This is a genomic window from Paraburkholderia sprentiae WSM5005 (assembly GCF_001865575.2).
GTDB lineage: Bacteria > Pseudomonadota > Gammaproteobacteria > Burkholderiales > Burkholderiaceae > Paraburkholderia > Paraburkholderia sprentiae.
Map to the genome: position 1 here is coordinate 188428 of NZ_CP017561.2, position 25641 is coordinate 214068.

24 protein-coding genes are annotated in these 25641 nt (G+C 65.7%); 7 read left to right on the forward strand and 17 right to left on the reverse strand.

Annotated features, from left to right (window positions below; translation table 11 throughout):
- Positions 1 to 92 precede the first annotated feature (92 nt).
- The 4 genes from BJG93_RS00905 to BJG93_RS00920 all read right to left on the reverse strand — a co-directional run bounded on the left by BJG93_RS00905 (position 93) and on the right by BJG93_RS00920 (position 4680).
- Complete coding sequence (locus BJG93_RS00905) at positions 93 to 1001, reverse strand: carbohydrate kinase family protein (RefSeq protein ID WP_027199493.1); 909 nt, start codon at positions 999 to 1001, stop codon at positions 93 to 95.
- Positions 998 to 2296 carry an AGE family epimerase/isomerase gene (locus BJG93_RS00910; RefSeq protein ID WP_027199494.1) on the reverse strand — a complete coding sequence of 433 codons (1299 nt, stop codon included), beginning with the start codon at positions 2294 to 2296 and terminating at the stop codon, positions 998 to 1000. The genes BJG93_RS00905 and BJG93_RS00910 overlap by 4 nt, the downstream gene beginning before the upstream one ends.
- Positions 2293 to 3279, reverse strand: coding sequence for a LacI family DNA-binding transcriptional regulator (locus BJG93_RS00915; protein WP_027199495.1), 987 nt, complete (start codon positions 3277 to 3279; stop codon positions 2293 to 2295). The genes BJG93_RS00910 and BJG93_RS00915 overlap by 4 nt, the downstream gene beginning before the upstream one ends.
- 375 nt (positions 3280 to 3654) lie before the next feature.
- Entirely contained in the window at positions 3655 to 4680 is a 1026-nt protein-coding gene (locus tag BJG93_RS00920) for a bile acid:sodium symporter family protein (protein ID WP_027199496.1), read from the reverse strand.
- A gap of 580 nt (positions 4681 to 5260) precedes the next feature.
- On the opposite strand from BJG93_RS00920, the gene BJG93_RS00925 reads away from it, so the two are divergent.
- The gene (locus BJG93_RS00925) at positions 5261 to 5668 is read left to right on the forward strand and encodes a hypothetical protein (protein ID WP_231337419.1); all 408 of its coding nucleotides are present in this window, start codon (positions 5261 to 5263) and stop codon (positions 5666 to 5668) included.
- A 303-nt stretch (positions 5669 to 5971) separates the two neighbouring features.
- On the opposite strand, the gene BJG93_RS00930 is transcribed toward BJG93_RS00925, so the two are convergent.
- Positions 5972 to 6256: a hypothetical protein gene (locus BJG93_RS00930; protein WP_154671877.1), complete on the reverse strand. Its 285-nt coding sequence runs from the start codon at positions 6254 to 6256 to the stop codon at positions 5972 to 5974.
- On the opposite strand from BJG93_RS00930, the gene BJG93_RS00935 reads away from it, so the two are divergent.
- The 3 genes from BJG93_RS00935 (at position 6255) to icmF (ending at position 11924) form a co-directional block, all read left to right on the forward strand.
- On the forward strand, positions 6255 to 7340 hold the full coding sequence (locus BJG93_RS00935; RefSeq protein ID WP_027199498.1) for a porin: 1086 nt from the start codon (positions 6255 to 6257) through the stop codon (positions 7338 to 7340). The genes BJG93_RS00930 and BJG93_RS00935 overlap by 2 nt on opposite strands.
- 152 nt (positions 7341 to 7492) lie before the next feature.
- Complete coding sequence (locus BJG93_RS00940) at positions 7493 to 8425, forward strand: LysR family transcriptional regulator (RefSeq protein WP_027199499.1); 933 nt, start codon at positions 7493 to 7495, stop codon at positions 8423 to 8425.
- A 118-nt stretch (positions 8426 to 8543) separates the two neighbouring features.
- Positions 8544 to 11924: a fused isobutyryl-CoA mutase/GTPase IcmF gene (icmF, locus tag BJG93_RS00945; protein WP_027199500.1), complete on the forward strand. Its 3381-nt coding sequence runs from the start codon at positions 8544 to 8546 to the stop codon at positions 11922 to 11924.
- Positions 11925 to 11959: 35 nt separating this feature from the next.
- Here icmF and BJG93_RS00950 read toward each other — a convergent pair whose 3' ends face one another.
- Entirely contained in the window at positions 11960 to 12919 is a 960-nt protein-coding gene (locus BJG93_RS00950; protein WP_027199501.1) for an NAD(P)H-dependent flavin oxidoreductase, read from the reverse strand.
- 289 nt (positions 12920 to 13208) lie between these two features.
- Here BJG93_RS00950 and BJG93_RS00955 point away from each other — a divergent pair, with 289 nt between their 5' ends.
- Positions 13209 to 14099, forward strand: coding sequence for an alpha/beta fold hydrolase (locus BJG93_RS00955; protein ID WP_027199502.1), 891 nt, complete (start codon positions 13209 to 13211; stop codon positions 14097 to 14099).
- A 49-nt stretch (positions 14100 to 14148) separates the two neighbouring features.
- Here BJG93_RS00955 and BJG93_RS00960 read toward each other — a convergent pair whose 3' ends face one another.
- Positions 14149 to 14619 (reverse strand): Lrp/AsnC family transcriptional regulator, encoded by a 471-nt coding sequence (locus BJG93_RS00960; protein WP_027199503.1) that lies wholly within the window; start codon positions 14617 to 14619, stop codon positions 14149 to 14151.
- Between the two features lie 113 nt (positions 14620 to 14732).
- Here BJG93_RS00960 and BJG93_RS00965 point away from each other — a divergent pair, with 113 nt between their 5' ends.
- A complete protein-coding gene (locus tag BJG93_RS00965) occupies positions 14733 to 15671 on the forward strand; it encodes a DMT family transporter (protein WP_034479796.1) in 939 nt (312 codons plus the stop codon).
- Between the two features lie 287 nt (positions 15672 to 15958).
- Here BJG93_RS00965 and BJG93_RS00970 read toward each other — a convergent pair whose 3' ends face one another.
- The 6 genes from BJG93_RS00970 to BJG93_RS00995 all read right to left on the reverse strand — a co-directional run bounded on the left by BJG93_RS00970 (position 15959) and on the right by BJG93_RS00995 (position 20131).
- On the reverse strand, positions 15959 to 16876 hold the full coding sequence (locus BJG93_RS00970; RefSeq protein ID WP_027199506.1) for an MBL fold metallo-hydrolase: 918 nt from the start codon (positions 16874 to 16876) through the stop codon (positions 15959 to 15961).
- Positions 16873 to 17346, reverse strand: coding sequence for a MaoC family dehydratase (locus tag BJG93_RS00975; protein WP_027199507.1), 474 nt, complete (start codon positions 17344 to 17346; stop codon positions 16873 to 16875). Before BJG93_RS00975 ends, BJG93_RS00970 begins: the two co-directional genes overlap by 4 nt.
- Positions 17343 to 17588: a DUF1289 domain-containing protein gene (locus tag BJG93_RS00980; protein ID WP_027199508.1), complete on the reverse strand. Its 246-nt coding sequence runs from the start codon at positions 17586 to 17588 to the stop codon at positions 17343 to 17345. Before BJG93_RS00980 ends, BJG93_RS00975 begins: the two co-directional genes overlap by 4 nt.
- Before the next feature lie 5 nt (positions 17589 to 17593).
- Positions 17594 to 18115, reverse strand: coding sequence for a YbaK/EbsC family protein (locus tag BJG93_RS00985; RefSeq protein WP_027199509.1), 522 nt, complete (start codon positions 18113 to 18115; stop codon positions 17594 to 17596).
- A gap of 34 nt (positions 18116 to 18149) precedes the next feature.
- On the reverse strand, positions 18150 to 19076 hold the full coding sequence (locus BJG93_RS00990) for a hydroxymethylglutaryl-CoA lyase (protein ID WP_027199510.1): 927 nt from the start codon (positions 19074 to 19076) through the stop codon (positions 18150 to 18152).
- A 113-nt stretch (positions 19077 to 19189) separates the two neighbouring features.
- Positions 19190 to 20131 (reverse strand): 2-hydroxyacid dehydrogenase, encoded by a 942-nt coding sequence (locus BJG93_RS00995; RefSeq protein WP_027199511.1) that lies wholly within the window; start codon positions 20129 to 20131, stop codon positions 19190 to 19192.
- 315 nt (positions 20132 to 20446) lie between these two features.
- Here BJG93_RS00995 and BJG93_RS01000 point away from each other — a divergent pair, with 315 nt between their 5' ends.
- The gene (locus BJG93_RS01000) at positions 20447 to 21049 is read left to right on the forward strand and encodes an RBBP9/YdeN family alpha/beta hydrolase (RefSeq protein ID WP_027199512.1); all 603 of its coding nucleotides are present in this window, start codon (positions 20447 to 20449) and stop codon (positions 21047 to 21049) included.
- A 53-nt stretch (positions 21050 to 21102) separates the two neighbouring features.
- Here BJG93_RS01000 and bioB read toward each other — a convergent pair whose 3' ends face one another.
- From bioB to bioA, 4 genes are read right to left on the reverse strand one after another with little or no spacing between them, the layout of a single operon-like run.
- Positions 21103 to 22203, reverse strand: coding sequence for a biotin synthase BioB (gene bioB, locus BJG93_RS01005; RefSeq protein WP_027199513.1), 1101 nt, complete (start codon positions 22201 to 22203; stop codon positions 21103 to 21105).
- A gap of 50 nt (positions 22204 to 22253) precedes the next feature.
- A complete protein-coding gene (gene bioD, locus BJG93_RS01010; protein ID WP_027199514.1) occupies positions 22254 to 22994 on the reverse strand; it encodes a dethiobiotin synthase in 741 nt (246 codons plus the stop codon).
- Complete coding sequence (gene bioF / locus BJG93_RS01015; protein WP_027199515.1) at positions 22991 to 24175, reverse strand: 8-amino-7-oxononanoate synthase; 1185 nt, start codon at positions 24173 to 24175, stop codon at positions 22991 to 22993. Before bioF ends, bioD begins: the two co-directional genes overlap by 4 nt.
- Positions 24175 to 25536, reverse strand: coding sequence for an adenosylmethionine--8-amino-7-oxononanoate transaminase (gene bioA, locus BJG93_RS01020; RefSeq protein WP_027199516.1), 1362 nt, complete (start codon positions 25534 to 25536; stop codon positions 24175 to 24177). The genes bioF and bioA overlap by 1 nt, the downstream gene beginning before the upstream one ends.
- Positions 25537 to 25641: the final 105 nt, after the last annotated feature.

The window sequence follows — 25641 nt, forward strand, 5'->3', positions numbered from 1 at the left end:
GTTCCCGGCCGGGACGGTTTCGCGCGACGCGATGTGCCAGACATCCGTCACGCTACGCACGCCTCAAGGCAGCAGAATTACAGCGACGCGTTTTACAGCAGCGCGACCACTTCGTCGAGCGTCGGCGCGTGCGCGCCGGCGTGGCCGCACGCCGCCGCGCCGGCCGCCAGCGCGAACGCGAGATGCTCCGGCCACGCGCGCCGCGGCGCACTCATCAGGCTGAACAGCAGGCCGCCGATCGATGCATCGCCCGCGCCGACGGTATCGACCACTTCGACGCGCGGCGGCTTCGCCTCGATCAGCGCGGCGCCGTCGAGCAGCATCGCCGCTTCGGGGCCGCGCGTGACGAGTACGGTGGCGGCCGGATTCAGCGCGCGCAATTGCGCGAGTGCGGCGGCTTCGTCGCGGGTCTTGAAGATCATGCGCAGGTCTTCGTCCGAGACCTTGATCAGGTCCGCGAGCGCAGCCATCTTGCGCAGCGTCGGCTCGTAGCCGTGCTCCATCAGGTTGCGATAGTTCGGATCGAAGCTGATCTTCACGCCGTGCGAGCGCAACTCGGCGGCGAGCGCCGCGAGCGTATCGCCGAGCGGCTGACGCACGAGGCTGATGCAGCCGAAGTGCGCCCACTTCACCGCGTTCATCCAGCCGGCGGGCAGCTTCGCCGGGTCGAACGCGAGATCGGCGCCGTTCTCGCCCATGAAGAAGTATGCGGGCGGATGCGTCTGATGCACGATCGCGAGCAGCGGCGGCCGCTCGACACGCTGCAGGAAGCGCATGTCGAGACCGGCCGCAACGCTCGCGTCCCACAGCTCGTCGGAGAAGTTATCGACGCCGAGCGAGCCCGCGCTCGCGGTCGGCAGGCCGAGCCGCGCGACGCAGCGCGCGACGTTCCAGCCCGCGCCGCCCGGACGCGACAGCCAGTGCGATGCGCCGGTGCGCACGAGGTCGGTGAGGATGTCGCCGGCGGACACGAAAACGGGGAGGTCGGTGGTCGCGCTCATTGTGCTTTCTCCGCGGAAGCCGCTGCGGCGGGCGCGGCCGATTCAGCCGCGTTCTCGCCGAGCGCATGGGCGAGCACTTCGTAGCACGCGCCCATCGTGTGATAGTCGGTCTTGCCGGCCGGGCTCTTTTCGTCGCTGTACTTGCGGTTGTCACAGGTGAGGATGCGATACCAGGCGCCGAACCGATGGTCGACGAAATGCGTCCAGCTATAGCGCCAGATCTCGTCGTACCAGTCCCAGAAGCGCTCGTTGCCGGTGCGCTTGCCGAGCAGCGCCGCCGCGGCGAACGTCTCGGCCTGCACCCAGAAGTACTTGTCGTGATCGCACACGGTGCCGTCGGGGCCGAAGCCATAGTAGAGGCCGCCGTGGTCCTCGTCCCACGCGTGCGTCATCGCGGCGTCGAACAGTTCGATCGCGCGCGGCAGCAGCCACGGCAGCGGCCGGAAGCGTTCGAGAATCAGCAGCAGCTTCGCCCATTCGGTCTGATGGCCGGGCTGGAAGCCCCACGGACGGAAGATATTCGAACTGTCCTCTTCGTTGTAGTGCCAGTCGACCGACCAGTCCGCGTGAAAGTGCTCCCACACGAGCCCTTGCGACAGCTTCGCCTGGCGCAGCGTGATGTTCGATGCGACGCGCTCGGCGCGGTCGAGGTACACCAGATGACCGGTCGCCTCGTGCGCGGCGAGCAGCGCCTCGGTGGTATGCATATTCGCGTTCTGCCCGCGATAGGTGCTGACGTGCCATTCGGGCGATGCGTCGTCGGCATAGAGGCCGGCGGCGGCGTCCCAGAAGCGGCGCTCCAGCAGCTCGAAGGTCGCGCCGATCATCGGCTTGGCTTCCTCGATGCCGGCCATCGCCGCATGCGAGTAGGCGAGCAGCACGAACGCGAGACCGTAGCAGTGGCGCGTTGCGTCGACCGTGCGCTTCCTGCCGTCGCGCCATTCGATTTCCCAGTCGTAGCCCTCGTGCTGCGAGTCCCAGTGCGCGTCGCGCACAAAGCGCAGGCCGTGACGCGCGTATTCGAGGTGCTGCGGGTTGCCGAACTGCCGGTACGCCATCGCGTAGTTGAACACGTAGCGGCAACTGCTGACCAGGTGGCGCGTGGCGCGGTTGTAGATCGAACCGTCGTCGCGGAAGAAATGGTAGAAGCCGCCGCTCGGGTCGAGCACATTCGGCGCGTAAAAGCGCAGGGTGTCCTCGATATGCGCGAGCAGGAACTCGCGGTTGCGGAAACTGGCGACAGGCGGCGCCTTCGCGGCGTCGACGGAAGAGTTGAGCGGATCGGTTAGCGTCATGGCGTTTTCACCAAAGTACTGGCACGGGCAACGAGTTGAACGGGCAAGCGGACTTCGAGCTCAGCGGGAGAGTCTTCCAGCAGCAGTTCGACGCCGCGTCGGCCGAGCGCTTCCTTGTCGACCGCGATGGTCGAGAGCGGCGGCGTGGCGTGGGCGGCGGCGGGGATGTCGTCGAAACCGATGATCGCGATGTCGTCGGGCACGCTGAGGCCGCGCGCGAGGCACACGCGCAGCGCGGCGAGCGCGGCGGCGTCGTTGAACGCGAACACGGCGTCGGGGCGCGGGCCCGGCGCGTCGAGCAGGCGCTGCATCGCGCGGGCGGCGCCGGTGTCGGGATCGAGCCCGGCGCCGATATTCATCTCGAGCGACGGATCGAACAGCAGCCCCGCTTCGAAGAACGCGCGCCGGTAGCCGAGCGCGCGCTCGGCGATGCTGAAATGCGCAAGCGAGCCGCCGATGAACGCGATGCGCTTGCGCTGCTGCTCGAACAGATGGCGCATCGCGAGCGCGGCGCCGGCGGCGTTGTCGAGATTGACCGAGCGCAGGCCCGGCGACCAGAGGTCGATCAGCACCAGCGGGCGCTGCATCGCGACCAGCGTGGCGAGCGTTTCGGGCTCGACGAAGCCGGCAATCGCGACCGCGTCGGGCGCATGCAGGCGCATCTGGTGAATCACGTCCTCGGTCGGCCCGGCGGTCAGCACCGACGGCACGATACCGCGCTCGCGGCACGCGTCTTCGACGCCGTGCAGCACGTGCGAGAAGAACGGACTAGCGGCGAAGTTGTTGTGCTGACGATGCAGCAGGAAAGTCAGGCGGCGGATGCGCGGACGCAACTGCGCCGAATCGTAGCCGAGTCGGCGCGCCGCTTCGACCACGCGTTCGCGCGTGGCCTCGGAAAGGCCTGGCTGATTCTTGAGCGCGCGCGACACGGTGCCGATCGAAACGCTGGCCGCGCGGGCGACGTCGCGGATGGTGGTGGCCATCTGATAAAGCTGCCGCGCAAGGCGGGGCAGCAGGGTTCAGGTCGGGCGATTGTATAGTAAAACGCTGAGAAAACAGCTAGGAAAACGCCCGGGTGGCACCGGTAAATACCCGCATCCTATAGGATTGTTGCCAATCAATGTGTTTAGTAAAAACGACTAAACAATCGACGGCTCGCCGTTTCGAGACCTATCGGGAACCGTCCTATGCCATCCGGCCGAGGCGACAGCGCGAGCGTTTGCGCGTGAAATAACGCTGAGGTCAATGAAGAAAGAGCCAGGAAAAAACAAAGCCGCCGTAAGGCGGCTCGCTTCGGATGATCAAAACGACGCTCAGGGAGGGCGCTTATGAATGTCCTGTTCGCATTGCGGGTGTTTTCAACGGCGTGCGACCGCGGTTGCGGGTTGCCGCGCCGCAGCCGCGCTCTCGCCGCTGAGGTCGCGCGCGCCCCAGCGTTGCGCGAGCGCGGCGCAGACCATCAGCTGGATCTGGTGGAACAGCATGAGCGGCAGCACCACGGCGCCGACCGCGTGCGACGCGAAGATCACCTTGGCCATCGGCACGCCGGCGGCAAGGCTCTTCTTCGAGCCGCAGAAGATGATCGTGATCTGGTCCGCGCGACTGAAGCCGAGCCGCTTGCTCGCGAAGATCGTCACGCCCAGCGCGAGCGCGAGCAGCACCGCGCTCACCACGACGAGGCCGCCGAGCGCCGACAGCGGAATCGTGTGCCACAGGCCTTCGGTGACGGCCTCGCTGAAGGCGCCGTACACGACGAGCAGGATCGAGCCCTGGTCGACGAACTTCAGCACGCCGCGGTTGCGCTCGATCCACTTGCCGATCAGCGGGCGCAGCAACTGGCCGGCGACGAACGGCACCAGCAGCTGCAACACGATGTTGCCGACCGTATGCCACGGCGACGCGCCGCCGCTCGCGGCCTGATTCGTGACGATGACGCTGACGAGTGCTGGGGTGACGAAGATGCCGAGCAGGCTCGAGGCGGACGCGCTGCATACCGCGGCCGGCACGTTGCCCTTGGCGATGGACGTGAACGCAATCGACGACTGAACCGTCGATGGCAGCGTGCAGAGGAACAGGACGCCGGCGTAGAGCGACGGCGTGACCAGCGGCGAAAGGACCGGTTTCAGCGCGAGGCCGAGCAGCGGAAACAGCGCGAACGTGCTAAGCAACACCACGAGGTGAAGGCGCCAGTGCGTCGCGCCCGCAATGATCGCCTCGCGTGACAGTTTGGCGCCGTGCAGGAAGAACAGCAGGCCGACCGCGATGTTCGTCACCCAGTCGAACCCCGCGGCGGCTTGTCCATGAACGGGCAGGAAGCTGGCGAGGATGACCGTGCCCACGAGGGACAGGGTGAAGTTATCGGGCAGGAATTTCGGGCGAGCCATGACGGAATCTCGATTCAGTGACGCGATGTAAGCACGGGACGCGCCTGTTCGGGCGCGGTCGACGGCAATGGAAAACGGCTATTGTTGTCGAAAGTCGATTGAAAAGGCAAATTCATTTGCCGAATCGATTAATGCGCGGCGCGCATTGAGTGGCCCGACGGCGGGGCCACGCGGCCCACACACTAGGTTTCAGTATTGGCGACGCGCTTCCTCGCGACAAACCGTTTAATCATTGAGGTGACAAGGGGCGTTATTTGCAGCAACCAGCGCTTGCCCGGCGTAGCAAAAACGGCCGCGAGCGAGCCGCCGCGACCCGCCCACGCAACGGCTCCATTGCCGAAAAACGTCGCAGTAACAAGGTGTTACATCCGCCGACGAGGCCTAACACTTTTTGGCTCGACACCCTCTGCCGCCGACCATAAATTAGCCGTTCAAGGCCGCAGGGATGCCTTGCGCCGCGAGACGAACGCGGCGCTTTTCTTCCTCCCGCTACAGGTCCATCGCAGCTCGAACGGTGGATTTCAGGCAAGTCTTCGGGCGTGAGAGTCACAAGGTGGACGGGTTGTCGAGAAGGAGGCGCTTGGCGTGGGGCGCGGTCATCGCCGTGCTGTGCTCGTTCGCCTATGCAAAGGGGGCGGGCGTGCCGCATGGCGGCGGTGCAGCCGCGGGTGGCTTTGATTCGCACGCCGGTGCGGGGCGCGCGCAGCGCGGCAACCCGAATATCGCGGACGCCAATTTCGGCTATGGCTTCGGCGGCTACCGGTCCGGCATGCACCGTGTCGGCAATCCATCCGTCTATGCCGCCGTGATTACGCCGGTCAGCGCGGAGTCGCGTCCGGTGCCGCATCCCCCGCCCAATATGCCGGTGCGCAACGGCTCCATCCGCGCCGACGTCGCCCGCTACAACGAAGAGCGCGGCGCCGCGCGTCCGATACAACGCCCAGCGGACGATCCGCGGCAGCCGGGAGGCTCGCCGTACCGGAATTAGCTGGGCGCGATTGACCTCATCGTCTTGCGTCGTCTGGGGCCGTTCGCCGCTACGTGAACGGTGAGCGTGCCGGCTTTACACTTCCACTTCCCCGCGAACCACCACACCGCACCGCCACGATCGCGGTCGCGAAATCCGTTCTCCAGCGCCCCTTCCCGATCCCGCGCGCGGCTTCGTGTGCGTTCCTCCGCGCTCAAGTCCCGAATCTGACGTTTCGACGCCACACTTTTTTGAAAACACTCGGCATCGAAATATCGGTCAGCGTCAAATCTTGGCAAGCTGCCGCGTCGTGTCATTGGCCCGTCATTTGAGGCGTTCACGCACGCTGTGGCGCGCCGCTCGCCGTATGCCGCATTGCGTTCGAGTGGCCGGCGGCAGGCTGGCCAATAGCGCCGTACCAAGCCGATAACCCACCAAACTAATCAGACCGATATACCGGCAATAAGCAGCGATGTTTTTGTCGATAAAAATGGTCCGCAAAGATGGACCAGCCCCGATCGACTCGACGGTCGAACGGATAACAACGACGTCTCGCGCGAGCGCCCCTTCGCGCAGCCATACCCCTTTTGACAAGACTGGAGAACCCATGAACAAAAGCCTCAGCAGCGCGCTGAAGACTACTCTGAAGGCCACCGGATGTGTCGCCGCGCTCGCGAGCGCATCGTCGGCGTTCGCGCAATCGAGTGTGCAGCTCTACGGCCAGGTCGACGAATGGGTCGGCTCGCAGAAGTTTCCCGGCGGCAAGACCGCGGTGGTGGTGTCGGGCGGCGGCATGTCGACGTCGTACTGGGGCTTCAAGGGCACCGAGGATCTGGGCAACGGCTACAAGGCGATCTTCACGATTGAAGGCTTCTTCCGCGCGCAGAACGGCCAGTATGGCCGCTTCACCGGCGACACGACGTTTTCGCGCAACGCGTACGTCGGCATCGAATCGCCGTACGGCACGGTGACCGCCGGCCGTCTGACCACGCCGCTGTTCGTGTCGACGATTCTGTTCAACCCGTTCGTCGATTCGTACTGGTTCTCGCCGATGGTCTATCACGTGTACCTCGGCCTCGGCACGTTCCCGACCTACACGACCGACCAGGGCGTGACCGGGGACTCAGGCTGGAACAACGCGGTGTCGTATGCGACGCCGAACTTCAACGGTCTGTCGGCGACGGCGATGTACGCGCTCGGCAACACGACCCAGAACGGCGCGAAGAAGTGGAGCGGCCAGGTGCTGTACTTCCACGGCCCGTTCGCGGCGACCGCGGTGTACCAGTACGTGAACTTCAACAACGTGCCGGGCGACCTCGGCAGCTTCGAAACGTCGGGCGTGCCGGGCCTGCGCAGCCAGAGCGTCGCGCAGGCGGGCGTGACGTACGACCTGAAGTTCGTCAAGCTGTACGGCCAGTACATGTACACGTACAACAACCAGCAGGTCACGAGCTGGCACGTGAATACGGGCCAAGGCGGCGTCACGGTGCCGTTCGGGCCAGGCTCGGTGATGGCGTCGTACGCGTATTCCCGTAACGGCGGCGGTTCGAACCAGACGCGCCAGACAGCGGCGGTCGGCTACGACTATCCGCTGTCCAAGCGCACCGATGTCTATGCCGCCTACCTGTATGACCACATCACCGGGCAGTCGAGCGGCAATACGTACGGTGCGGGGTTGCGCGCGAAGTTCTGATCCCGGCTCACGGTCTCACCGCAAAGCCCGCGTTCCACTCGGAACGCGGGCTTTGTCGTTTTCGGGTGCCATCGAAAGCGGCGCGTTTGCTGCCGTTCCTTTGATAAACCCGGCAAAATACTGTCGATTGATTCCTCAAGCGAGCGACTGAGATGGACACCCTCGTCAGCATGAAAGTGTTTCGCCACGTGGTCGAAGCCGGCAGTTTCGTCGGTGCGGCGGAAAAGATGGAAATGTCGGCGGCGATGGCAAGCAAGCACGTGATGCATCTGGAGCAGCAGCTCGGCGCGCGGCTCTTGAACCGCACCACGCGCCGCGTGGCGCCGACCGAGGCGGGCCGCGAATACTACGAGCGGCTGAGCCAGGCGCTGACCGAGCTCGACGAAGCCGGCCAGGCGGTCGGTGCGGCGAGCGTCGTGCCGCACGGGCGGCTACGGGTGTCGTCGCTATCGGCGTTCGGTCTGAATCACGTGATGGCTGCGGTCGCGGACTACGCCGCGCAGTATCCGCAAGTGACAGTCGACATGACGCTATCCGACCGCGTCGTCGAGTTGATCGACGAGGGCTTCGACGTTGCGATTCGCGCGTCGCCGGGCGGCCTCAAGTCGTCGTCGCTGATCGCGCGGCAGATCGCGACCGCGCATCTGGTGCTGTGCGCGTCGCCCGGCTATCTGCGCAAGCATGGCACGCCCAAGCGCGTCGCCGATCTCGCGCGCCACAACTATCTGCAGTACGCGGGCGTGTCGGCGCTCGAGGTCGCGACCGGCGACGCGGGCTCGCGCGTGCGTCTGTCGGGCAACCTGATCGTCAACCAGCTCGAGGCGCAGCGCGTGGTCGTGCTGCACGGCGCGGGCATCGCGATGCTGGGCACCGAGGTGATCGGCAGCGATCTCGCCGAGGGTCGGCTGGTGCCGCTGCTGGTCGACGAAGTGCCGCCGCGCGAGCTGCCGATCCACGTGGTCTACACGAGCCGGCGGCATCTATCGGCCAAGGTGCGCTCGTTCGTCGATTTTCTGGCGGCGCGGTTCGCGAACGAGTCGCTGTGGCCGTCGCTCGATGAGATCAAGGCGTTGGCGGGGCGCTAACGTTTCGCGAAGCACCGAACAAAGGCCGCCAATCGCCCGCCCCGCGCGCCGCCGCCGTCCTACCCCGTTTCTATATACTGACTGTCAATACCCGTCAGTCGAATGATCTGGGGGAGACATGACCGATCTGTCCACGCCGCAGCGTGCCGGCAGCCACGAGCTGCCCGCGGGCCGGCGCCTGCGCTTCGTCACCGCCGCCGCGCTGTTCGACGGCCACGACGCGTCGATCAACATCATGCGGCGCATCCTGCAGGCAAGCGGCGTCGAGGTGATTCACCTCGGCCACAACCGCTCCGTCGCTGAAGTCGCGACCGCCGCGCTGGACGAGGACGCCGACGGCGTCGCCGTGTCGAGCTACCAGGGCGGCCACAACGAATACTTCCGCTACCTCGTCGAGTTGCTGCGCGCGCGCGGCGGCGAGCGCATCAAGGTGTTCGGCGGCGGCGGCGGCGTGATCGTCCCCGAAGAAATTGCCGCGCTCGAACGCGACGGCGTCGAAAAAATCTACTCGCCTCACGACGGCCAGCGGCTCGGTCTGCAAGGCATGATCGACGACATGATCGCGCGCTGCGTCGAAGCCGCGCGCGCGACCGACGCGGCGCGGCCGGCGCCGGTGCGCGAATGGCTCGCCGAACTGACCGCGCGGCCGTTGCCGCGTGGCGATGAGGCCAACGCACCGCGCGCCGGCACGGCGCCCGGTGCGCACCCCGCCGATCTTGTCGCGCCGATCTTCCGCCGCCTCGCGCAATTGATCAGCGCGTTCGAAACGAATACCGTCGACGCCGCCGCGCGCGACCAGCTATCGACGCTCGCGCAAGCGCCGCGCGTGCCCGTGCTCGGCATTACCGGCACCGGCGGCGCGGGCAAGTCGTCGCTGACCGACGAGCTGATCCGCCGCTTCCGGCTCGACTACGGCGACACGCTGACGATCGCCGTGCTCGCGATCGATCCGTCGCGCCGCAAATCCGGCGGCGCACTGCTCGGCGACCGGATCCGCATGAACGCGATCGGCGATTGGCGAGGCGGCGCCCGCATCTATATGCGCTCGATGGCGACGCGCGAGGCATCGAGCGAAATTTCCGACTCGCTGCCCGCCGCGCTAATGCTGTGCAAGGTCGCGGGCTTCGATCTGATCGTCGTCGAAACCTCGGGGATCGGCCAGGGCGATGCGGCGATCGTGCCGTTCGTCGACGAATCGCTGTACGTGATGACACCCGAGTTCGGCGCCGCGAGTCAGCTCGAGAAGATCGACATGCTCGACTTTGCGAGCTTCGTTGCGATCAACAAGTTCGATCGCAACGGGGCGCAGGATGCGCTGCGCGACGTCGCGAAGCAGGTGCAGCGCAACCGCGGCGACTTCGCGACACCGCCCGACGCGATGCCGGTGTTCGGCACGATCGCGTCGCGCTTCAACGACGACGGCGTGACCGCACTTTACCGGCACATCGCTAATGCACTGCGCACGCACGGCCTGCGCGAAGGCGGCGCGCGGCTCGGTGGGTCCGAAGGTCTGCGCTTCTCGAGCAATCTGCACGCGATCGTGCCGCCCGCGCGCGTGCGCTATCTGGCCGACATTGCGCAGACGGTACGCGGCTATCGCGAGCGGGCCGACGCACAGGCGCAAATCGCGCGCGAGCGCTGGCAACTCGTCGAGACGCGCCGCATGCTCGGCGAGGCAGGCGGCGACGTTGCGTCGCTCGATGCGCTGATCGACCAACGCGGCGCCGGGCTCGGCGAGCGCGAACGCAAGCTGCTCGACGCGTGGCCGCAAACGGTGGCCGCGTATTCCGGCGACGAACATGTGGTGCGCATCCGCGAACGTGAGATCCACACCGCGCTAACGGTCACGACGCTGTCCGGCTCCGCAGTCCGCAAAGTGTCGCTGCCGAAATTCGTCGATCACGGCGAGATTCTGCGCTGGCTGATGCTCGACAATCTGCCCGGCTATTTCCCGTTCACCGCCGGCGTGTTTCCGTTTCGCCGCGAGAATGAAGACCCGACGCGCATGTTCGCGGGCGAGGGCGATCCGCAGCGGACGAATCGCCGCTTCAAGCTGCTGTCGGAAGGCATGCCGGCCAAGCGGCTATCCACCGCGTTCGACTCGGTGACGCTGTACGGCGAAGAGCCGCACGAGCGCCCGGATATCTATGGCAAGGTCGGCAATTCGGGCGTGTCGGTCGCGACGCTCGACGACATGAAGACGCTGTACGACGGCTTCGACCTGTGCTCGCCGGATACGTCGGTCTCGATGACGATCAACGGCCCTGCGCCGACGATCCTCGCGATGTTCTTCAACGTCGCGATCGACCAGCAGATCGCGCGCAAAGAAGCGGAACAAGGCCGGGCGCTGACCGAGGCGGAACTCGCCGCAACGCGCCGCGCCGCGCTCGAAAACGTGCGCGGCACCGTACAGGCCGACATCCTGAAGGAAGACCAGGGGCAGAACACCTGCATCTTCTCGACCGAATTCAGCCTGAAGGTGATGGGCGACATTCAGGCGTATTTCGTCGAGCACGGCGTGCGCAACTTCTATTCGGTGTCGATTTCCGGCTATCACATCGCCGAGGCTGGCGCGAACCCGATCTCGCAGCTCGCGTACACGCTCGCGAACGGCTTCACGTACGTGGAGGCGTATCTCGCGCGCGGCATGTCGATCGACGACTTCGCACCGAATCTGTCGTTCTTCTTCTCGAACGGCATGGACCCGGAGTACACGGTGCTCGGCCGCGTCGCAAGGCGCATCTGGGCGATCGCGATGCGCGAGCGCTATGGCGCGAACGAGCGCAGCCAGAAGCTCAAGTATCACGTGCAGACGTCGGGCCGCAGCCTGCACGCGCAGGAGATCGATTTCAACGATATCCGCACGACGCTGCAGGCACTGATCGCGATCTACGACAACTGCAACTCGCTGCACACCAATGCGTTCGACGAAGCGATCACGACGCCGACCGAGGAATCGGTGCGTCGTGCGGTCGCGATCCAGCTGATCATCAATCGCGAATGGGGGCTCGCGAAGAATCAGAATCCGCATCAGGGCAGCTTCGTGATCGACGAGCTGACCGATCTGGTCGAGGAAGCGGTGCTCGCCGAGTTCGAGCGGCTCACCGAGCGCGGCGGCGTGCTCGGCGCAATGGAAACCGGCTATCAACGCGGACGGATTCAGGACGAGTCGATGCTGTACGAGCATCGCAAGCATGACGGCTCGTATCCGATCGTCGGCGTGAATACGTTCGTGAGCGCGCATCCGCATGAAGCGCCGCGGCCGCTGGTGCTCGCGCGTTCCACCGACGCGGAAAAGCAGAGTCAGCTGCAGCGGTTGCGCGACTTCCAGGCGCGCCACCGCGACGCCGCGCCGCCGGCGCTCGAACGCCTCAAGCGCGCGGTGATCGACGACGGCAACGTGTTCGCCGCGCTGATGGACGTGGTGCGCGTGTGTTCGCTCGGACAGATCACCCACGCGCTATTTGAGGTGGGCGGGCAGTATCGGCGGAACATGTAGGTCAGCGAGCTGGCTGGCCGGCTCCGTTCGACACTTCAGCGCGCGATGCCGAGCCGCGCCTTCGCGTCGTTGTATTCCTTCTTCAGACGCTGCACGAGTTCGGCGACGTTCGGCACGTCGTCCATCAGGCCGACGCCCTGACCCGCGCCCCAAATGTCCTTCCACGCCTTCGCCTTGTCGCCGCCGAAGTTCATCTTGCTCTTGTCCGATTCGGGCAGCGCGTCGGGATCGAGCCCCGCGTTCCTGATGCTCTCGCGGATGTAGTTGCCGTGCACGCCCGTGAACAGATTCGTGTAGATGATGTCCGACGCCTTCGCATTGACGATCGCCTGCTTATAGCTGTCGACCGCGTGCGCTTCTTGGGTCGCGATGAAGCGGGTGCCCATGTACGCGAGGTCCGCGCCCATCGCCTGTGCGGCGAGAATCGAACCGCCGTTCGCGATCGAGCCCGACAGCACGATCGGCCCGTCGAAAATGCGTCGCACTTCACCCACCAGTGCGAACGGCGAGGTGGTGCCCGCGTGGCCGCCCGCGCCCGACGCGACGAGAATCAGCCCGTCGACACCGGCTTCCAGCGCCTTCTGCGCATGACGCAGATTGATCACGTCGTGCAGCACGACGCCGCCATAGCTATGCACCGCATCGACGATCTCGCGTGCCGGCGCACGCAGGCTCGTGATGAAAATCGGCACCTTGTGCTCGACACAGACGCGCACGTCGTGTTCGAGCCGCGCATTCGACTGATGGACGATCTGATTGACCGCGATCGGCCCGATGACCGCATCCGGGTTCGCGGCCTTGTGTTCTGCGAGTTGCGCCTGGATCTGCGTCAGCCAGTCGTCGAGCAGCTCTGCCGGGCGCGCGTTCAGAGCCGGGAACGAGCCGACGATACCGGCCTTGCACTGCGCCAGCACGAGTTCGGGATAGCTGACGATGAACATCGGCGATGCGACGACGGGCAGCGTGAGGTTTTGCAGAACAGCGGGCAATGCCATGGTGCGAGTCTCCAGATTGGGACAACCGGTGCGACGCGCGCGCCCGGCCTGAGATGAGTTTAGCGGCACGCGGCTTGCGGCGGATGCATGTTGCATTCGCATGAAACGCATGCCGAAGCCGCCAAGAACATTTTATGAACGATCGTTCGATTATAGGCGAGACGTGCAGCGGGACGTGGGGAACGGTTCGAAGGAGTATTCAGGTTCGACGTCAGCGTGGGCTATCCCACCCGCGAGGAGCTCTCGGCCTTCTACAATGCACGGACCCTGAAACGACCAACGAGACGTCATGGCCTTCGAGAATTTCACGCCTTTTCGCGTCGCCGTGGGCGATGCCGATATCTTTGGAGTGAAGGGCGGCGTGGGGCCGCCGCTGCTGCTGCTGCATGGCCATCCTCAATCGCATCTGATCTGGGAGCGCTGTGCCACGCCGCTCGCGCAGCACTTCACCGTGATCGCGACCGATCTGCGCGGCTACGGCGCGTCGGGTAAACCGCCGAGCGATGCGGCGCACACGCCGTATTCGAAACGCGCGATGGCCGCCGACCAGGTCGCGGTGATGCGCCACTTCGGCTTCGAGCGCTTCCTCGTTTGCGCGCACGACCGCGGCGCGCGCGTCGCGCACCGCATGGCGCTCGATCACGCCGACGCGGTCGAGCGTCTGATGCTGCTCGATATCGCGCCGACGCTCGCGATGTACGAAGCCACCGACCGCACCTTCGCGACGCATTACTTCCATTGGTTCTTCCTGATTCAACCGGAGCCGCTGCCCGAAACGTTGATTGGGGCAAATCCAACGGCTTATGTCGACGCGGTGATGGGCGGCCGTCATGCGGGCCTCGCACCGTTCGCTCCCGCCGCGCTCGACGCCTACCGTGCGGCACTCGCACAACCCGGCGCGGTGCACGCAATGTGCGAGGACTATCGTGCGTCGGCGAGCATCGATCTCGAGCATGATCGCGCCGATATCGAGCGCGGCAACAAGATCGGCTGTCCGCTGCGGGTGCTGTGGGGCGACAAGGGCGTGATCGAAAAATGCTTCGTTCCGCTCGACGAATGGCGCCATGTGGCGCGTGACGTGAGTGGCCGCGCGCTATCGTGCGGGCACTATCTGCCCGAGGAAGCGCCGGACGAACTGGTCGCCGAGATGCTGTCGTTTTTCGAACCGGTCGAACGATGAGCGACGGGCCGCTTCGCGCGGCCTTCGTTGGACCTTCGATGGACCTTCGCTAGCCGAGCGGCGGCAGCCGCCGCGCAACCGGCGTCGACTTGACGATCGCGGTGCTGGTCTCCGCGCGCTCGGTCACTTTCGACAGGATCTCGTCGAGCTGCTCGATCGAATGCAGGTACAGGCGGCAGATGAAACAGTCGTCACCGGTCACCTTGTCGCATTCGACGAACTCAGGAATGCGCCGGATCACCTCCTCCACCAGATGCAGCTGGCCGGGTAGCGGCTTCACACGCACGATCGCCTGCAGCGCGAAGCCGAGCGCGCGCGCATCGATTTGCACGGTGAAGCGCTCGATCACGCCTTGCGCTTCGAGCCGTCGCACGCGTTCGGCCGTGCTGGGCGCCGATAGACCGACGATGCGCGCGAGTTCGCTGACCGGTTGGCGCGCGTCCTGCGCGAGCGCGGCGAGCAGCGCGCGGTCGGTGTCGTCGAGGGCGATCGGTGCAGTCAATGCAAGGCGTTTGCTCATGATGGCCTTCGTTTATCAGGTGAAAACGCGGAAACGCTTAAGTTTAGCCATGTATTCGCGCGGGCGGATTAATTACACTGCCAGTCATGCAGGCATCAATCCCGGATCGAATCATGGCTTCGAACAAGGCTTCCGCGCCTACCGCAAGCGGTACGTCCAGCGACATCCGCCGCGGCGCGGCGGAGATGAGCATCGCGATGCTGATGTCGGGCACGATCGGCTGGCTCGTCGTGTCGTCACAGCAAAGCCCTTTCAACGTGGTGTTTTTCCGCTGCATCTTCGGTGGCGCGACGCTTGCGCTCGTGTGCGCGGCGCTCGGACTGTTTCGCCGCGAGCTGTTCTCGTGGAAGATGCTCGGTCTCGCGTTACTCGGCGGCGCGGCGATCGTCATGAACTGGGTGTTGCTATTCGCCGCGTATTCACGCGCGTCGATTTCGATGGCGACGGCCGTCTACAACACGCAGCCGTTCATGCTGGTCGGGCTCGGCGCGCTGGTGTTTCGCGAGCGCATCAGCGCCTCGACGATCGTGTGGCTCGTGGTCGCGTTCGTCGGGCTCGTGTTCGTCGTGAAGGTCGAGCCGGCCGTGCTCGCGGTGCCGGGGCAGTATCTGGCCGGCGTCGCCTACGCGGTCGGTGCGGCGGCGATGTACGCCGTGTCGTCGATCATCACGAAGCGGCTGAAGGGCACGCCGCCGCATCTGCTCGCGCTGATCCAGGTCTCACTCGGCGTGCTGTTGCTCGCGCCGTTCGTGCGCTTCGATGCGTTGCCGGCAAGCGGCGCGCAGTGGCTCGAACTGGTCGTGCTCGGCGTCGTCCACACCGGGCTCATGTACGTGCTGCTGTATGGCGCGATTCAGAAGCTGCCGACGTCGATGACGGGCGCGTTGTCGTTCATCTATCCGGTGGTCGCGATCATTGTCGACCGGCTTGCGTTCGGACAGACGCTCGCATGGATTCAGGTGTTCGGCGCCGCGCTGATTCTGCTGGCGGCGGCGGGCGTCAATCTCGGGTGGCGGATCGTGCCGCAGAAAAAGCGCTTACCGTCCACGTGATGCCGAATCGGAAATTGCTACGGATTCCGGAATAACGCACAAACATTCAAGCGCCTAACGCCGTTTGATGACAGATCATGTATGCATTGGTAAACGTGGCGTCAAATTGCCGTAGGGAAATCACCGATGCGATGCAAAAACCCGCGCGCGTATCATTGATAGCGACGCTGATCACGTCCAACAGATGTTCCGCCGCTCGCTTCGTCGAGCGGTTTTCTTTTTGGGGGCTCGGTTTTGCGTTCCGGTGCGCTTCTTCGCCGCGCCGGCCGAACCGGTCGCATCGTAGTTCAACGCCGCGCAAGAATACGCGTGCCGTCCACTTCGAGCGGGCCACCGTTCGCCGCGAGCTCCCCGATCATTCCCTTCAGCAACACCGGCCATTCGCCGCGCGGCTTCAGCATCGACGCGGCCGCGCGCATCGCGGCCGCGTCGTCGAGCATGCGCAGCAGCGCATCCACACTCATCTCGCGGACGTCGAGCAGCTTGAATGCGATCAGCACCTTCAGGGCGTTCTTTGCGTTGCGCGCGGGATCGGCGCGCAGCCAGGCGAGGCGCGACATCGCGCGTTCGAGCGCCGCGTCGACATGCGTGAACGGCGCGCCGTGGCCTGGGATGACGACGCGCACGTCGAGCGTCGCGATCAGGTCGAGCACGGCCTGCTGCTCGGCGAAGCCGCTTTCGCCTTGGAGCTCGGGAAATATCACGCCAAAGCCATGTTCCCATAGCGCGTCTGCGCTAATCAGCAAGCGTTCGTCCGCGCAATAGAGCATCAATGAATGCGGGTCGTGGCCGGGCGCGCCGAGCACTTGCCAGTCGAGCGCGCCTAGCCGCAAGTGCGCACCGGGTGCGAGCGTGCCGGTGAAACCGAAGCGCTCGCAGGTTTGACCGGTCGCGCGAAAGCTAAGGCGCGCTGGGTCCCAGTCGCGCACGGCATCGGCTTCGGGTGAAGGGATCAGCGTGCGGCATGGCCACGTGGCCTGCAACAGCGCGTTGCCGCCGCAATGATCCGAATGCAGGTGCGTGTTGACGATCAGATCGAGCGGCCGCGTGCGCAACGCGTTGCGTACCAGCGCGACCGTTTGCGATGCGTGCGTCGCATAGCCGGTGTCGACGAGCGTCGCGCATGTGTCGTCGACCAGCAGCACGTTGTTCGACGACAGCCAGCCGCGCTCGAAAACCCGGATCGATGCGGGCAGCGCGATCATGGCGTGGCCGTGCTCGCGTGCGCGTCCGCGGCTGCGTCGGGCTTCGGCATCACGAGGATCGTCGAGGTGCCCGTCAACATCAGTTCGCCGCGCTGATTGACCACCGAACCTTCGAGGAAGGTCAGGTCGCCGTTCAAGCTCGGCTTCCAGTGCGCGTCGCGCACGCGCCATGTGATTGTCAGCGTGTCGTGCGCGTGCACCGCCTTCTTCAGCTTGATATCGAATTCGAGGCCCAGCGGCTGCGCGTAGGTCGAGAAATGCGTGGCGAGCAGCGCCATGAAATACGCGGTGGGTTGCGTGCCCGACGCGATCAAGCCGCCAAAGCGGCTTTGCGCGGCATACGCTTCATCGTGATGCAGCGGGTTCAGATCCACGACGAGCGTCGCGAACGATTTGATCGAATCCACCGACAACTCGAGCGTCGAACTGAATGTCTCACCGGGCGTCACGACGCGCGGCGCGGCGTTCATGGCTTGTCCCTCGCCGTCGATGGTGTGCGCGTCGCCATGAACTCCGCGTGACGCGCTTCGATCGCGTCCCACACCGCGCGCTTCGCGTCGTCGTCGAGCGTCGACCAGCCGGCGATTTCGTCGATCGTGCGCAGGCATCCTTCACACCAGCCCGTCGATGCATCCATCCTGCACACGCTGATGCACGGCGACGGCACGCCACCGCCGTCGTCGTTGTGATCGTATTCGTTGCCGCTCGCCATCGTATTCAGGCCGGCTCGCGCAACGCGACCTCGACGACCGGCGCGCCCGTCAGCGCGATCAGCTCCTGCGCGGTCAAATTGAACACCGCGTGGGGATGACCGGCGGCGGCCCACAGACTCTCCAACTCGAGCAGATCGGCATCGATCAGCGTGACCGGCTCGGTCGCATGACCGACCGGGCACACGCCACCGATCGCATAGCCGGTTTTTTCGCGCACGAACTTCGCGTCCGCGCGGCCGATCTCGCCGACCTGCGCGGCCACTTTCTTTTCGTCGACGCGATTCGCACCGCTCGCGATCACGAGCACCGGCGCGTCGTCTTCGCGGCGCCGGAACAGGATCGACTTCGCGATCTGCGCGACCGAGCAGCCGAGTCCGGCGGCCGCTTCGGCGGAAGTCTTGCCGGTTTCCGGCAGCATCACGATTCGCCCGGCGTGACCGCGTTCGCGCAGCAGCAGCGCGACGCGGCGTGCCGAGTCGGGCAGCGCGGCGAGATCGTCGGAGTCGAAGGACGTGAGGTCGTTCATCGTTTGGGACCCTGAATGAAAATGGATGCTGTGGTTATACGCAGGTGTTCGCTTCGCTGCGCGCCTTCGCGAGCAGCGCTTTGCCGGCGCGTGACACGTTGGGCCGGCCGATCGCATTCGACATGAAGTCGCCGATTTCGACCACTTGCGCGAGGTCGATGCCAGTCTCGATGCCGAGGCCGTTCATCAGGTACAGCACGTCTTCGGTCGCGACGTTGCCGGTCGCGCCCTTCGCATACGGACAGCCGCCGAGCCCCGCGACCGATGCATGAAAGATCTCGACGCCTTCGAGCAGCGCCGCATAGATGTTGGCAAGCGCCTGGCCATAGGTATCGTGAAAGTGCCCCGACAGGTGCTCGCGCGGAAACACCTGGGCCACCGCCTCGAATACTTCGCGGGTGCGCCTGGGTGTGCCGACGCCGATCGTGTCGGCGATATCGATCTCGTCGCAGCCGAGCGCCGCGAAGCGCTTGACGACGTCGACGACCGACGCGACCGGCACCTCGCCCTGATACGGACAGCCGAGCGCGCACGACACGCTGCCGCGAATACGCAGCTGATGTTCTTTCGCCGCTGCGGCAACCGGCGCGAAGCGCTCGATGCTCTGCGCGATGCTGCAGTTGATGTTCTTCTGCGAGAACGCCTCGCTCGCCGCGCCGAAGATCACGATCTCGTCGGCGTGGGCGGCGAGCGCGCCTTCGAAGCCGCGCAGGTTCGGCGTCAGTACCGAGTAGATCGTACCCGCGCGACGCTCAATGCCGGCCATCACGTCGGCGCCGTCGGCCATCTGCGGGACCCATTTGGGCGAGACGAACGATGCCGCTTCGACGTTGCGCAAGCCCGCCGCCGATAGTCGGTTGATCAGCTCGATCTTGGTCGCGGTCGGCACGAATTCCTTCTCGTTCTGCAGCCCGTCGCGCGGACCCACTTCGACGATTTTCACTTGCTTCGGTAAGGCCATGATGTGTCTCCGATCCGATGCGGTTTATCGCTGTCCCATCGAGAATGGGGGCTGCCGCGTTGCGGCAATTCAATTCAGCCCGCGCGCCTGCGACGCGCGCGAGCGGTTTTCCCTCAGTAGCCGCGCGCCAGCTGCACTGCGCCGCTCACCTGCTCACCGCGCATCATCGCGCCGATCTTGTCCGCAACCTGCGCGACGCTGTCCTCGCGCAACGTCAGCGCCGACGTGTGCGGCGTGATCGTGATGCGCGGCTCGCGCCAGAACGGATGATCGGCGGGCAGCGGTTCCTCGCGGAACACGTCGAGCGTCGCGGCGGCGAGCTGGCCGCTCGCGAGCGCAGCGAGCAGGTCCGCTTCGACCAGATGCGCGCCGCGCGCGACGTTGATCAGATAGGCGCCGCGCGCGAGCTTCGCGAAGGTTTGCGCGTTGAGCACGCTTTCCGTGTCGGGCGTATGCGGCAGCAGATTGACGAGCACCTTCAGGCCGTCGAGGAAACGATCGAACTGCGCGTTGCCGGCGAACGTCGCGATGCCGTCGATCTGCTTGGCCCCGCGGCTATAGCCGCGCACCGGCAGGCCGAACGAAGCGAGCGTTTGCGCGACCTGCGTGCCGAGCACGCCGAGGCCGAGCACGCCCACCGTGAAACTTGCGCGCGGATGCGGCTCGAGCACTTTCCAGCGGCGCTCACCTTGCAGCATCTGGTATTCGTCGAAGCGGCGCAGATAGCGCAGCACCGCATGCGTCACGTACTCGGCCATCTGCGCGCCCATGCCGGTGTCTTCGAGGCGGATCAGCGGCACCTCGGGCGGCAACGTGCCCGGGTGCGCGCGTTCGAGCGCGAGAATCGCATCGACGCCCGCGCCGAGATTGAAGATCGCGCGCAGCGTATTGCGGCCGGCCAGCATCTCGCGCGGCGGACGCCAGACCACCGCGAAATCGGCCGGCGCGGTGTCGCCGGGCTGCCATTCGCGCAGTTCGGCCGCGGGCAACGCGCGCGCGAAGTCGTGGAGCCACCCGGCGGCTTCGGTGTGCGGTGCGTAGAAGAGTATTTTCATGCGGTCCGGAATGCTTTGGCGTCGATATGAGCATGCGCGGGGCGGACCCGGAGCGCGTCACGGCAATGGGGCGACGCGTTTGACATCGGGTCTCCTCCCGTTACGAATAGGCTTCATTCTACTTTTTCGACGCCGATCGCGCGCATTCGTGCACGGACGTGCGCTTTGAGATGCATGCCGTCGTGGGCGTCGGGCTCGCGCGTACCGGCCGCGCTGTTTGTTGGCCCGATAACGAAAGCATAAAAACTTGGTTCATCGACGCGCCGTTGAGCGGGACAATGAATGCCCGGATTCCCTGCGCAGCGAGGCACGCCCATGCTTTCATGCACCCGATCGAGCTGGCCGCCGCGGCTCGTCACCGTTCCCGGCCTGCACGGCAGCGAAGGCGCGCATTGGCAAACATGGCTGGAGCGGCAGTTCGCACGCTCGTTGCGCGTCGACCAGGCCAATTGGGACGCGCCCGATCTCGCGCTATGGGCGAAGTCGTTGCGCGATCTGCTCGCGCGTGAACGCGGTCCGTTCGTGCTGGCCGCGCATAGCTTCGGCTGCCTCGCGACCGCGCATGCGTTGCAGCAAGGCGCGCTCGCCAGCGACGTGGTGGGCGTGCTGTTCGTTGCGCCCGCGAGTCCGCGCAAGTTCGAATTCGCGGGACCGTTCGACGCGCGACGGCTGGGCGTGCCGTCGATCCTGATCGGCAGCGAAACCGATCCGTGGATGACGCTCGCCGACGCGCGCGATCTCGCGCAGCGCTTCGGCAGCGCGTTCATCAATCTCGGCGACGCGGGGCATATCAATACGGCGGCGGGATTCGGGCCGTGGCCGCGCGCGAAGTACTTCGTCGATACGCTCGTGCATTGCGCGGCGCCGCTGCGCTTTGGGGAAGAGGCCATCGAAACCCCGAAGCATGCGCTCGTGTGAGCACTTTCGGGGCGCCTGGCGCATGCGGGCTGGCGGCTCAGCGCTTCCGCGACTCAATTCGCCACGCCATGATCCTCATGCCCATGAGCACACCCATGCTCGCACCCACTCTGATCGACCGGCATCTGCTGCGCCGCTTCAGCGCGAATCCCCAGACGCGCGAGCAGCTTGCGATCCGCTTCCGCCTGCGGGTTGCTCGTGGTCAACAACTGATCGCCGTAGAAAATCGAATTCGCGCCTGCGAGGAAGCACATCGCCTGCAATGCCTCGTCCATTTGCTCGCGGCCGGCGGATAGACGCACCATGGCGCGCGGCATCGTGATGCGCGCGATCGCGATCGTGCGCACGAATTCGAACGGATCGATCGCTTCGGTGCCTGTCAGCGGCGTGCCTTGCACCTGCACCAGATTGTTGATCGGCACCGATTCCGGATACGGCTCCATGTTCGCGAGCTGCGCGATCAGCCCCGCGCGTTCGCGGCGCGATTCGCCCATGCCCACGATGCCGCCGCAGCACACGTTGATACCCGCGTCGCGCACGCGCTCGAGCGTGTCGAGCCGATCCTGGTAGGTGCGCGTCGAAATAATCTGGCCGTAGAACTCCGGCGACGTATCGAGATTGTGGTTGTAGTAGTCGAGGCCCGCATCGCGCAGCGCGTGCGCCTGGTGCGTTTCGAGCATGCCGAGCGTCACGCAGGTTTCGAGGCCCATCGCCTTCACGCCGCGGATCATGTCCTTGATCGGCTCCAGGTGGCGGTCTTTCGGATTGCGCCACGCGGCGCCCATGCAGAAGCGCGTCGCGCCGTTCTGTTTGGCGACCTGCGCGGCGGCGAGCACGTCGTCGACGGCCATCAGCTTGTCGGCCGCGAGGCCGGTGTCGTGATGCACCGATTGCGGACAATACGCGCAATCTTCTTCGCAGCCACCCGTCTTGATCGACAGCAGCGTCGACAGTTGCACCGCATTCGCGTCGAAATGCTCGCGATGCGTTTGCTGCGCGCGAAACAGCAAGTCGTTGAACGGCAGTTCGTACAGCGCGACGATATCGGCGACGCGCCAGCGCGCGAGCGGCTTCGCTTCAGTGGCGGCTGCGGTCGGATTGCTGTTGGCGGCGCTCGCTTCGGCGGTGCCCGCTGCGATATTCAGTTGTGTCATGTGATCGATCCTCGTAAACGGATGAAATAGTTCGGCGCTGCGCAGCAGCGCTATGCCGCGCGCAAGTGGCGCAGCGTTTGCAAAAGCCGTCGAATGTCGAGCTGTTGCGCCGCAAGCTCCGGCGACAGCGGGCTGGTGTACGGCACGACGCCGAGCAACGGCGCGTCGTAAGCGTGAGCGAGATGCGCACGAATCGAGGCGATGTTTTCGTCGGGGAAAGTCATCTCCGGGTCGATGCGATTCGCGACCCAGCCCGCGAGCGTGAGACCGCGCGCGGCGATCGCTTCGGCAGTCAGCAGCGCATGGCTGATGCAGCCGAGCCGCATGCCGACCACCAGCACGACCGGTAGCTCGAGCGCGACGGCGAGGTCGGCGGTGTCCTGCGTCGCGGTCAAGGGCACGCGAAAACCGCCGACACCTTCGACCACGACAACCTCGGCAAGCTTCAGCGCCTGGCGGTGGCACGCAACGATGCGCTCGAGATCGAACGAGACGTTTTCCAGCGCGGCCGCGATGTGCGGCGCGGCCGGTTCCTTTAGCAGATACGGCGTGCGCATAGCAGGCGGCAGCAGCACGCTCGATGCGGCGTCGAGTTGATCCGCGTCCTCGTTGTGCAGCACGCCGTTCACTTCGAACGCGCCCGCCGCGATCGGCTTCATCGCGGCCGCCTGCAGACCTTCGCGCACGAAGCCGCGTAATAGCGCCGACGACACGAACGTCTTGCCGATTTCCGTATCGGTGCCGGTGACGAACAGCGACAGCGTGCCGTCATCGTTATTCAGGTTGCTCATGCCGCGCGCGCTCCAACCTGTTGCAGGCCGGCTTCGAGCCGGTCGAGATCCGCGTGCGAGTGCGCGGCCGACAGCGAAATGCGCAGGCGCGACGTGCCGGTCGGCACGGTCGGCGGACGGATGGCGGGCACCCACAACCCTGCGCGGTCGAGCGACGCGGCGATCTCGAGCGTCGCATCGTTCGCGCCGATGATCAGCGGCTGAACGGCCGTATGCGAATCGACGGGCAGCCACGGCGTCGCTTGCAGCATCGCGCGCGTGCGTTCGATCAGCTGCTGGAGATGCGCGCGGCGCGCATCCCCTTCCTCGCCACCGATGATGCGCAGACTCGCCGACACCGCATGCGCGGCCGCCGGCACCGACGCCGTCGTGAAGATATACGGACGCGCGCGCTGCACGAGCCATTCGATCACGGTCGCATGCGCGGCGACGAACGCGCCGGAGACACCCGCCGCCTTGCCGAGCGTGCCGATCGAGATCAGATGCGGCGAGCGCAGCGCGGCTTGCGCGATCGCGCCGCGGCCTTGCGGGCCGAGCACGCCGAAGCCGTGCGCATCGTCGACGATCAGCCATGCGCCGTGCCGCTGCGCGAGCTCGAGCAGACGCGGCAGCGGCGCGATGTCGCCGTCCATGCTGAACACCGTGTCGGACACGATCACCTTGACGTCCGCCTCCGACGCTTCGAGCATCGCGCTCAATGCATCCATGTCGCAGTGCGGATAGATCTGCACGTCCGCGCGCGACAGCCGCGCGCCGTCGATCAGCGAAGCGTGATTGAGCGCATCGGAGAACAGCGTCGTGCCGCGGCCCGCGAGTGCGGTCAGCGTCGCGAGATTCGCCATATAGCCGGTGCTGAAATACAGCGCGCGGGCGTTGTCGACGAAGCCGCCGGCAAATTCGGCGAGATCGTCTTCGAGTTGCGCATGCGCGCGCGAATGACCGCCGAGCAGATGCGAGCCGCCGCTGCCCGCGCCGTACAGGCGCGCGCCTTCAGCGATCGCGTCGATCAATTGTGGATGCGCGGCGAGGCCCAGATAGTCGTTGCTGGCGAAGCCGATGATGTCGCGGCCGTCGACGCGCATGTGCGCGGCGCACGGCGTATCCGCGGTGCGGCGGCGGCGGCGCAGACCGCGGGCGTCGAGTTCCTTGAGCGCTTCGGCGAGCGTGTCGAGCAGATGCATCAGCGGGCCTCCGCGAGGGTGGCGTCGAAGGTGTCGCGCGTGCGCGCGGCGAGCAGCGCGAGTTCTTCGTCATCGAGGATGTACGGCGGCATCAGGTACACGGTGGTGCCGATCGGGCGGAGCAACAGCTCGCGCTGCAGCGCGTTTTCGAAGAAGCGGCGCGAGAATGTTTTGGCTTGCTCGGGGTCATCGATCACCGCGTCGAATGCGAAGATCGTGCCGCGCTGACGCAGATTGCGCACGTGCGGGTGCTCGGCGAGCGGCGCAAGCGCGGCCGCGAGCGTCGCCGATTTGCGCGCGTTGGCGGCAAGCACGTCGTCCCTCGTGAACAGATCGAGCGTGGCGAGCGCGGCGCGGCACGCGAGCGGATTGCCGGTGTACGAGTGCGAGTGCAGGAAGCCGCGCGCGGTGTCGTCGTGATAGAAGGCCGCGAAGATCTCGTCGCGCGACAGCACGATCGACAGCGGCAGATAGCCGCCGCTGATGCCTTTCGACAAACACAGGAAGTCGGGCCACACGCCCGCCTGTTCGCACGCGAAGAACGTGCCGGTGCGGCCGCAGCCGACTGCGATTTCGTCGGCGATCAGATGCACGCCGTACTGGTCGCACAACGCGCGCAATCCGGCGAGGTACGACGCGTCGTGCATCGCCATGCCGGCCGCGCATTGCACGAGCGGCTCGACGATCAGCGCAGCGATGCGGTTCGCGCGCGCCTCGAACAGCGCGCGCACAGGGTCGAGCGCGCGGCGTGCGACGTCGGCGGCGGTTTCGCCCGCTTGCGCGAGCCGCGCATCGGGCGAGGCGACGACGTGCGCGTGGCGGATCAGCGAGTCGTATGCGTCCTTGAACAGTGCGACGTCGGTCACGCCGAGCGCGCCGATCGTCTCGCCGTGGTAGCTGTTGGCGATACAGACGAATTCCTGCTTGTCGGCGTAGCCCCGGTTGCGCCAGCTGTGAAAGCTCATCTTCAGCGCGATCTCGACGGCGGACGCGCCATCCGATGCGAAAAACGCGTGGCCGAGCGTGTTGCCGGTCAACGCGTGCAGACGTTCGGCGAGTTCGATGGCGGGCTCGTGCGTGCAGCCGGCGAGCATCGCGTGTTCGAGCGTATCGAGCTGGTCTTTCAGCGCTGCGTTGATGCGCGGATTGGCGTGACCGAACAGATTGACCCACCACGAGCTGATCGCATCGAGATAGCGATGACCCGCGCGATCGAACAGCCATGCGCCTTGGCCGCGCGCGACGGGGATCAGCGGCAGACGTTCGTGGTGCTTCATCTGCGTGCACGGATGCCACACCGCGCGCAGGCTGCGGGCGACCCAATCTTGGGGGGCGACGGGGGGAACTGCTGACTTTTCCAAAGGGGTACTCCAGGATGCTTTTTTTCCACGCACGCAAGCCTCGGCGAGTGCGCGGGGTCGAGATTAGCGGTTTATTGGGTCGCGCGCATCAACCACGAAATGCCC

Coding starts and splice junctions, on each gene's coding strand:
- BJG93_RS00915 (WP_027199495.1), bottom strand. CDS start 3,279: ATGGCCACCACCATCCGCGACGTCGCCCGCGCGGCCAGCGTTTCGATC.
- icmF (WP_027199500.1), top strand. CDS start 8,544: ATGACCGATCTGTCCACGCCGCAGCGTGCCGGCAGCCACGAGCTGCCC.
- BJG93_RS00995 (WP_027199511.1), bottom strand. CDS start 20,131: ATGAAAATACTCTTCTACGCACCGCACACCGAAGCCGCCGGGTGGCTC.
- BJG93_RS00910 (WP_027199494.1), bottom strand. CDS start 2,296: ATGACGCTAACCGATCCGCTCAACTCTTCCGTCGACGCCGCGAAGGCG.
- BJG93_RS00905 (WP_027199493.1), bottom strand. CDS start 1,001: ATGAGCGCGACCACCGACCTCCCCGTTTTCGTGTCCGCCGGCGACATC.
- bioB (WP_027199513.1), bottom strand. CDS start 22,203: ATGACACAACTGAATATCGCAGCGGGCACCGCCGAAGCGAGCGCCGCC.
- BJG93_RS00980 (WP_027199508.1), bottom strand. CDS start 17,588: ATGGCGAGCGGCAACGAATACGATCACAACGACGACGGCGGTGGCGTG.
- BJG93_RS00950 (WP_027199501.1), bottom strand. CDS start 12,919: ATGGCATTGCCCGCTGTTCTGCAAAACCTCACGCTGCCCGTCGTCGCA.
- BJG93_RS00930 (WP_154671877.1), bottom strand. CDS start 6,256: ATGGGTTCTCCAGTCTTGTCAAAAGGGGTATGGCTGCGCGAAGGGGCG.
- BJG93_RS00955 (WP_027199502.1), top strand. CDS start 13,209: ATGGCCTTCGAGAATTTCACGCCTTTTCGCGTCGCCGTGGGCGATGCC.
- bioD (WP_027199514.1), bottom strand. CDS start 22,994: ATGAGCAACCTGAATAACGATGACGGCACGCTGTCGCTGTTCGTCACC.
- BJG93_RS00975 (WP_027199507.1), bottom strand. CDS start 17,346: ATGAACGCCGCGCCGCGCGTCGTGACGCCCGGTGAGACATTCAGTTCG.
- BJG93_RS00970 (WP_027199506.1), bottom strand. CDS start 16,876: ATGATCGCGCTGCCCGCATCGATCCGGGTTTTCGAGCGCGGCTGGCTG.
- BJG93_RS00965 (WP_034479796.1), top strand. CDS start 14,733: ATGGCTTCGAACAAGGCTTCCGCGCCTACCGCAAGCGGTACGTCCAGC.
- BJG93_RS01000 (WP_027199512.1), top strand. CDS start 20,447: ATGCTTTCATGCACCCGATCGAGCTGGCCGCCGCGGCTCGTCACCGTT.
- bioF (WP_027199515.1), bottom strand. CDS start 24,175: ATGCATCTGCTCGACACGCTCGCCGAAGCGCTCAAGGAACTCGACGCC.
- BJG93_RS00920 (WP_027199496.1), bottom strand. CDS start 4,680: ATGGCTCGCCCGAAATTCCTGCCCGATAACTTCACCCTGTCCCTCGTG.
- BJG93_RS00935 (WP_027199498.1), top strand. CDS start 6,255: ATGAACAAAAGCCTCAGCAGCGCGCTGAAGACTACTCTGAAGGCCACC.
- BJG93_RS00985 (WP_027199509.1), bottom strand. CDS start 18,115: ATGAACGACCTCACGTCCTTCGACTCCGACGATCTCGCCGCGCTGCCC.
- BJG93_RS00990 (WP_027199510.1), bottom strand. CDS start 19,076: ATGGCCTTACCGAAGCAAGTGAAAATCGTCGAAGTGGGTCCGCGCGAC.
- BJG93_RS00940 (WP_027199499.1), top strand. CDS start 7,493: ATGGACACCCTCGTCAGCATGAAAGTGTTTCGCCACGTGGTCGAAGCC.
- BJG93_RS00960 (WP_027199503.1), bottom strand. CDS start 14,619: ATGAGCAAACGCCTTGCATTGACTGCACCGATCGCCCTCGACGACACC.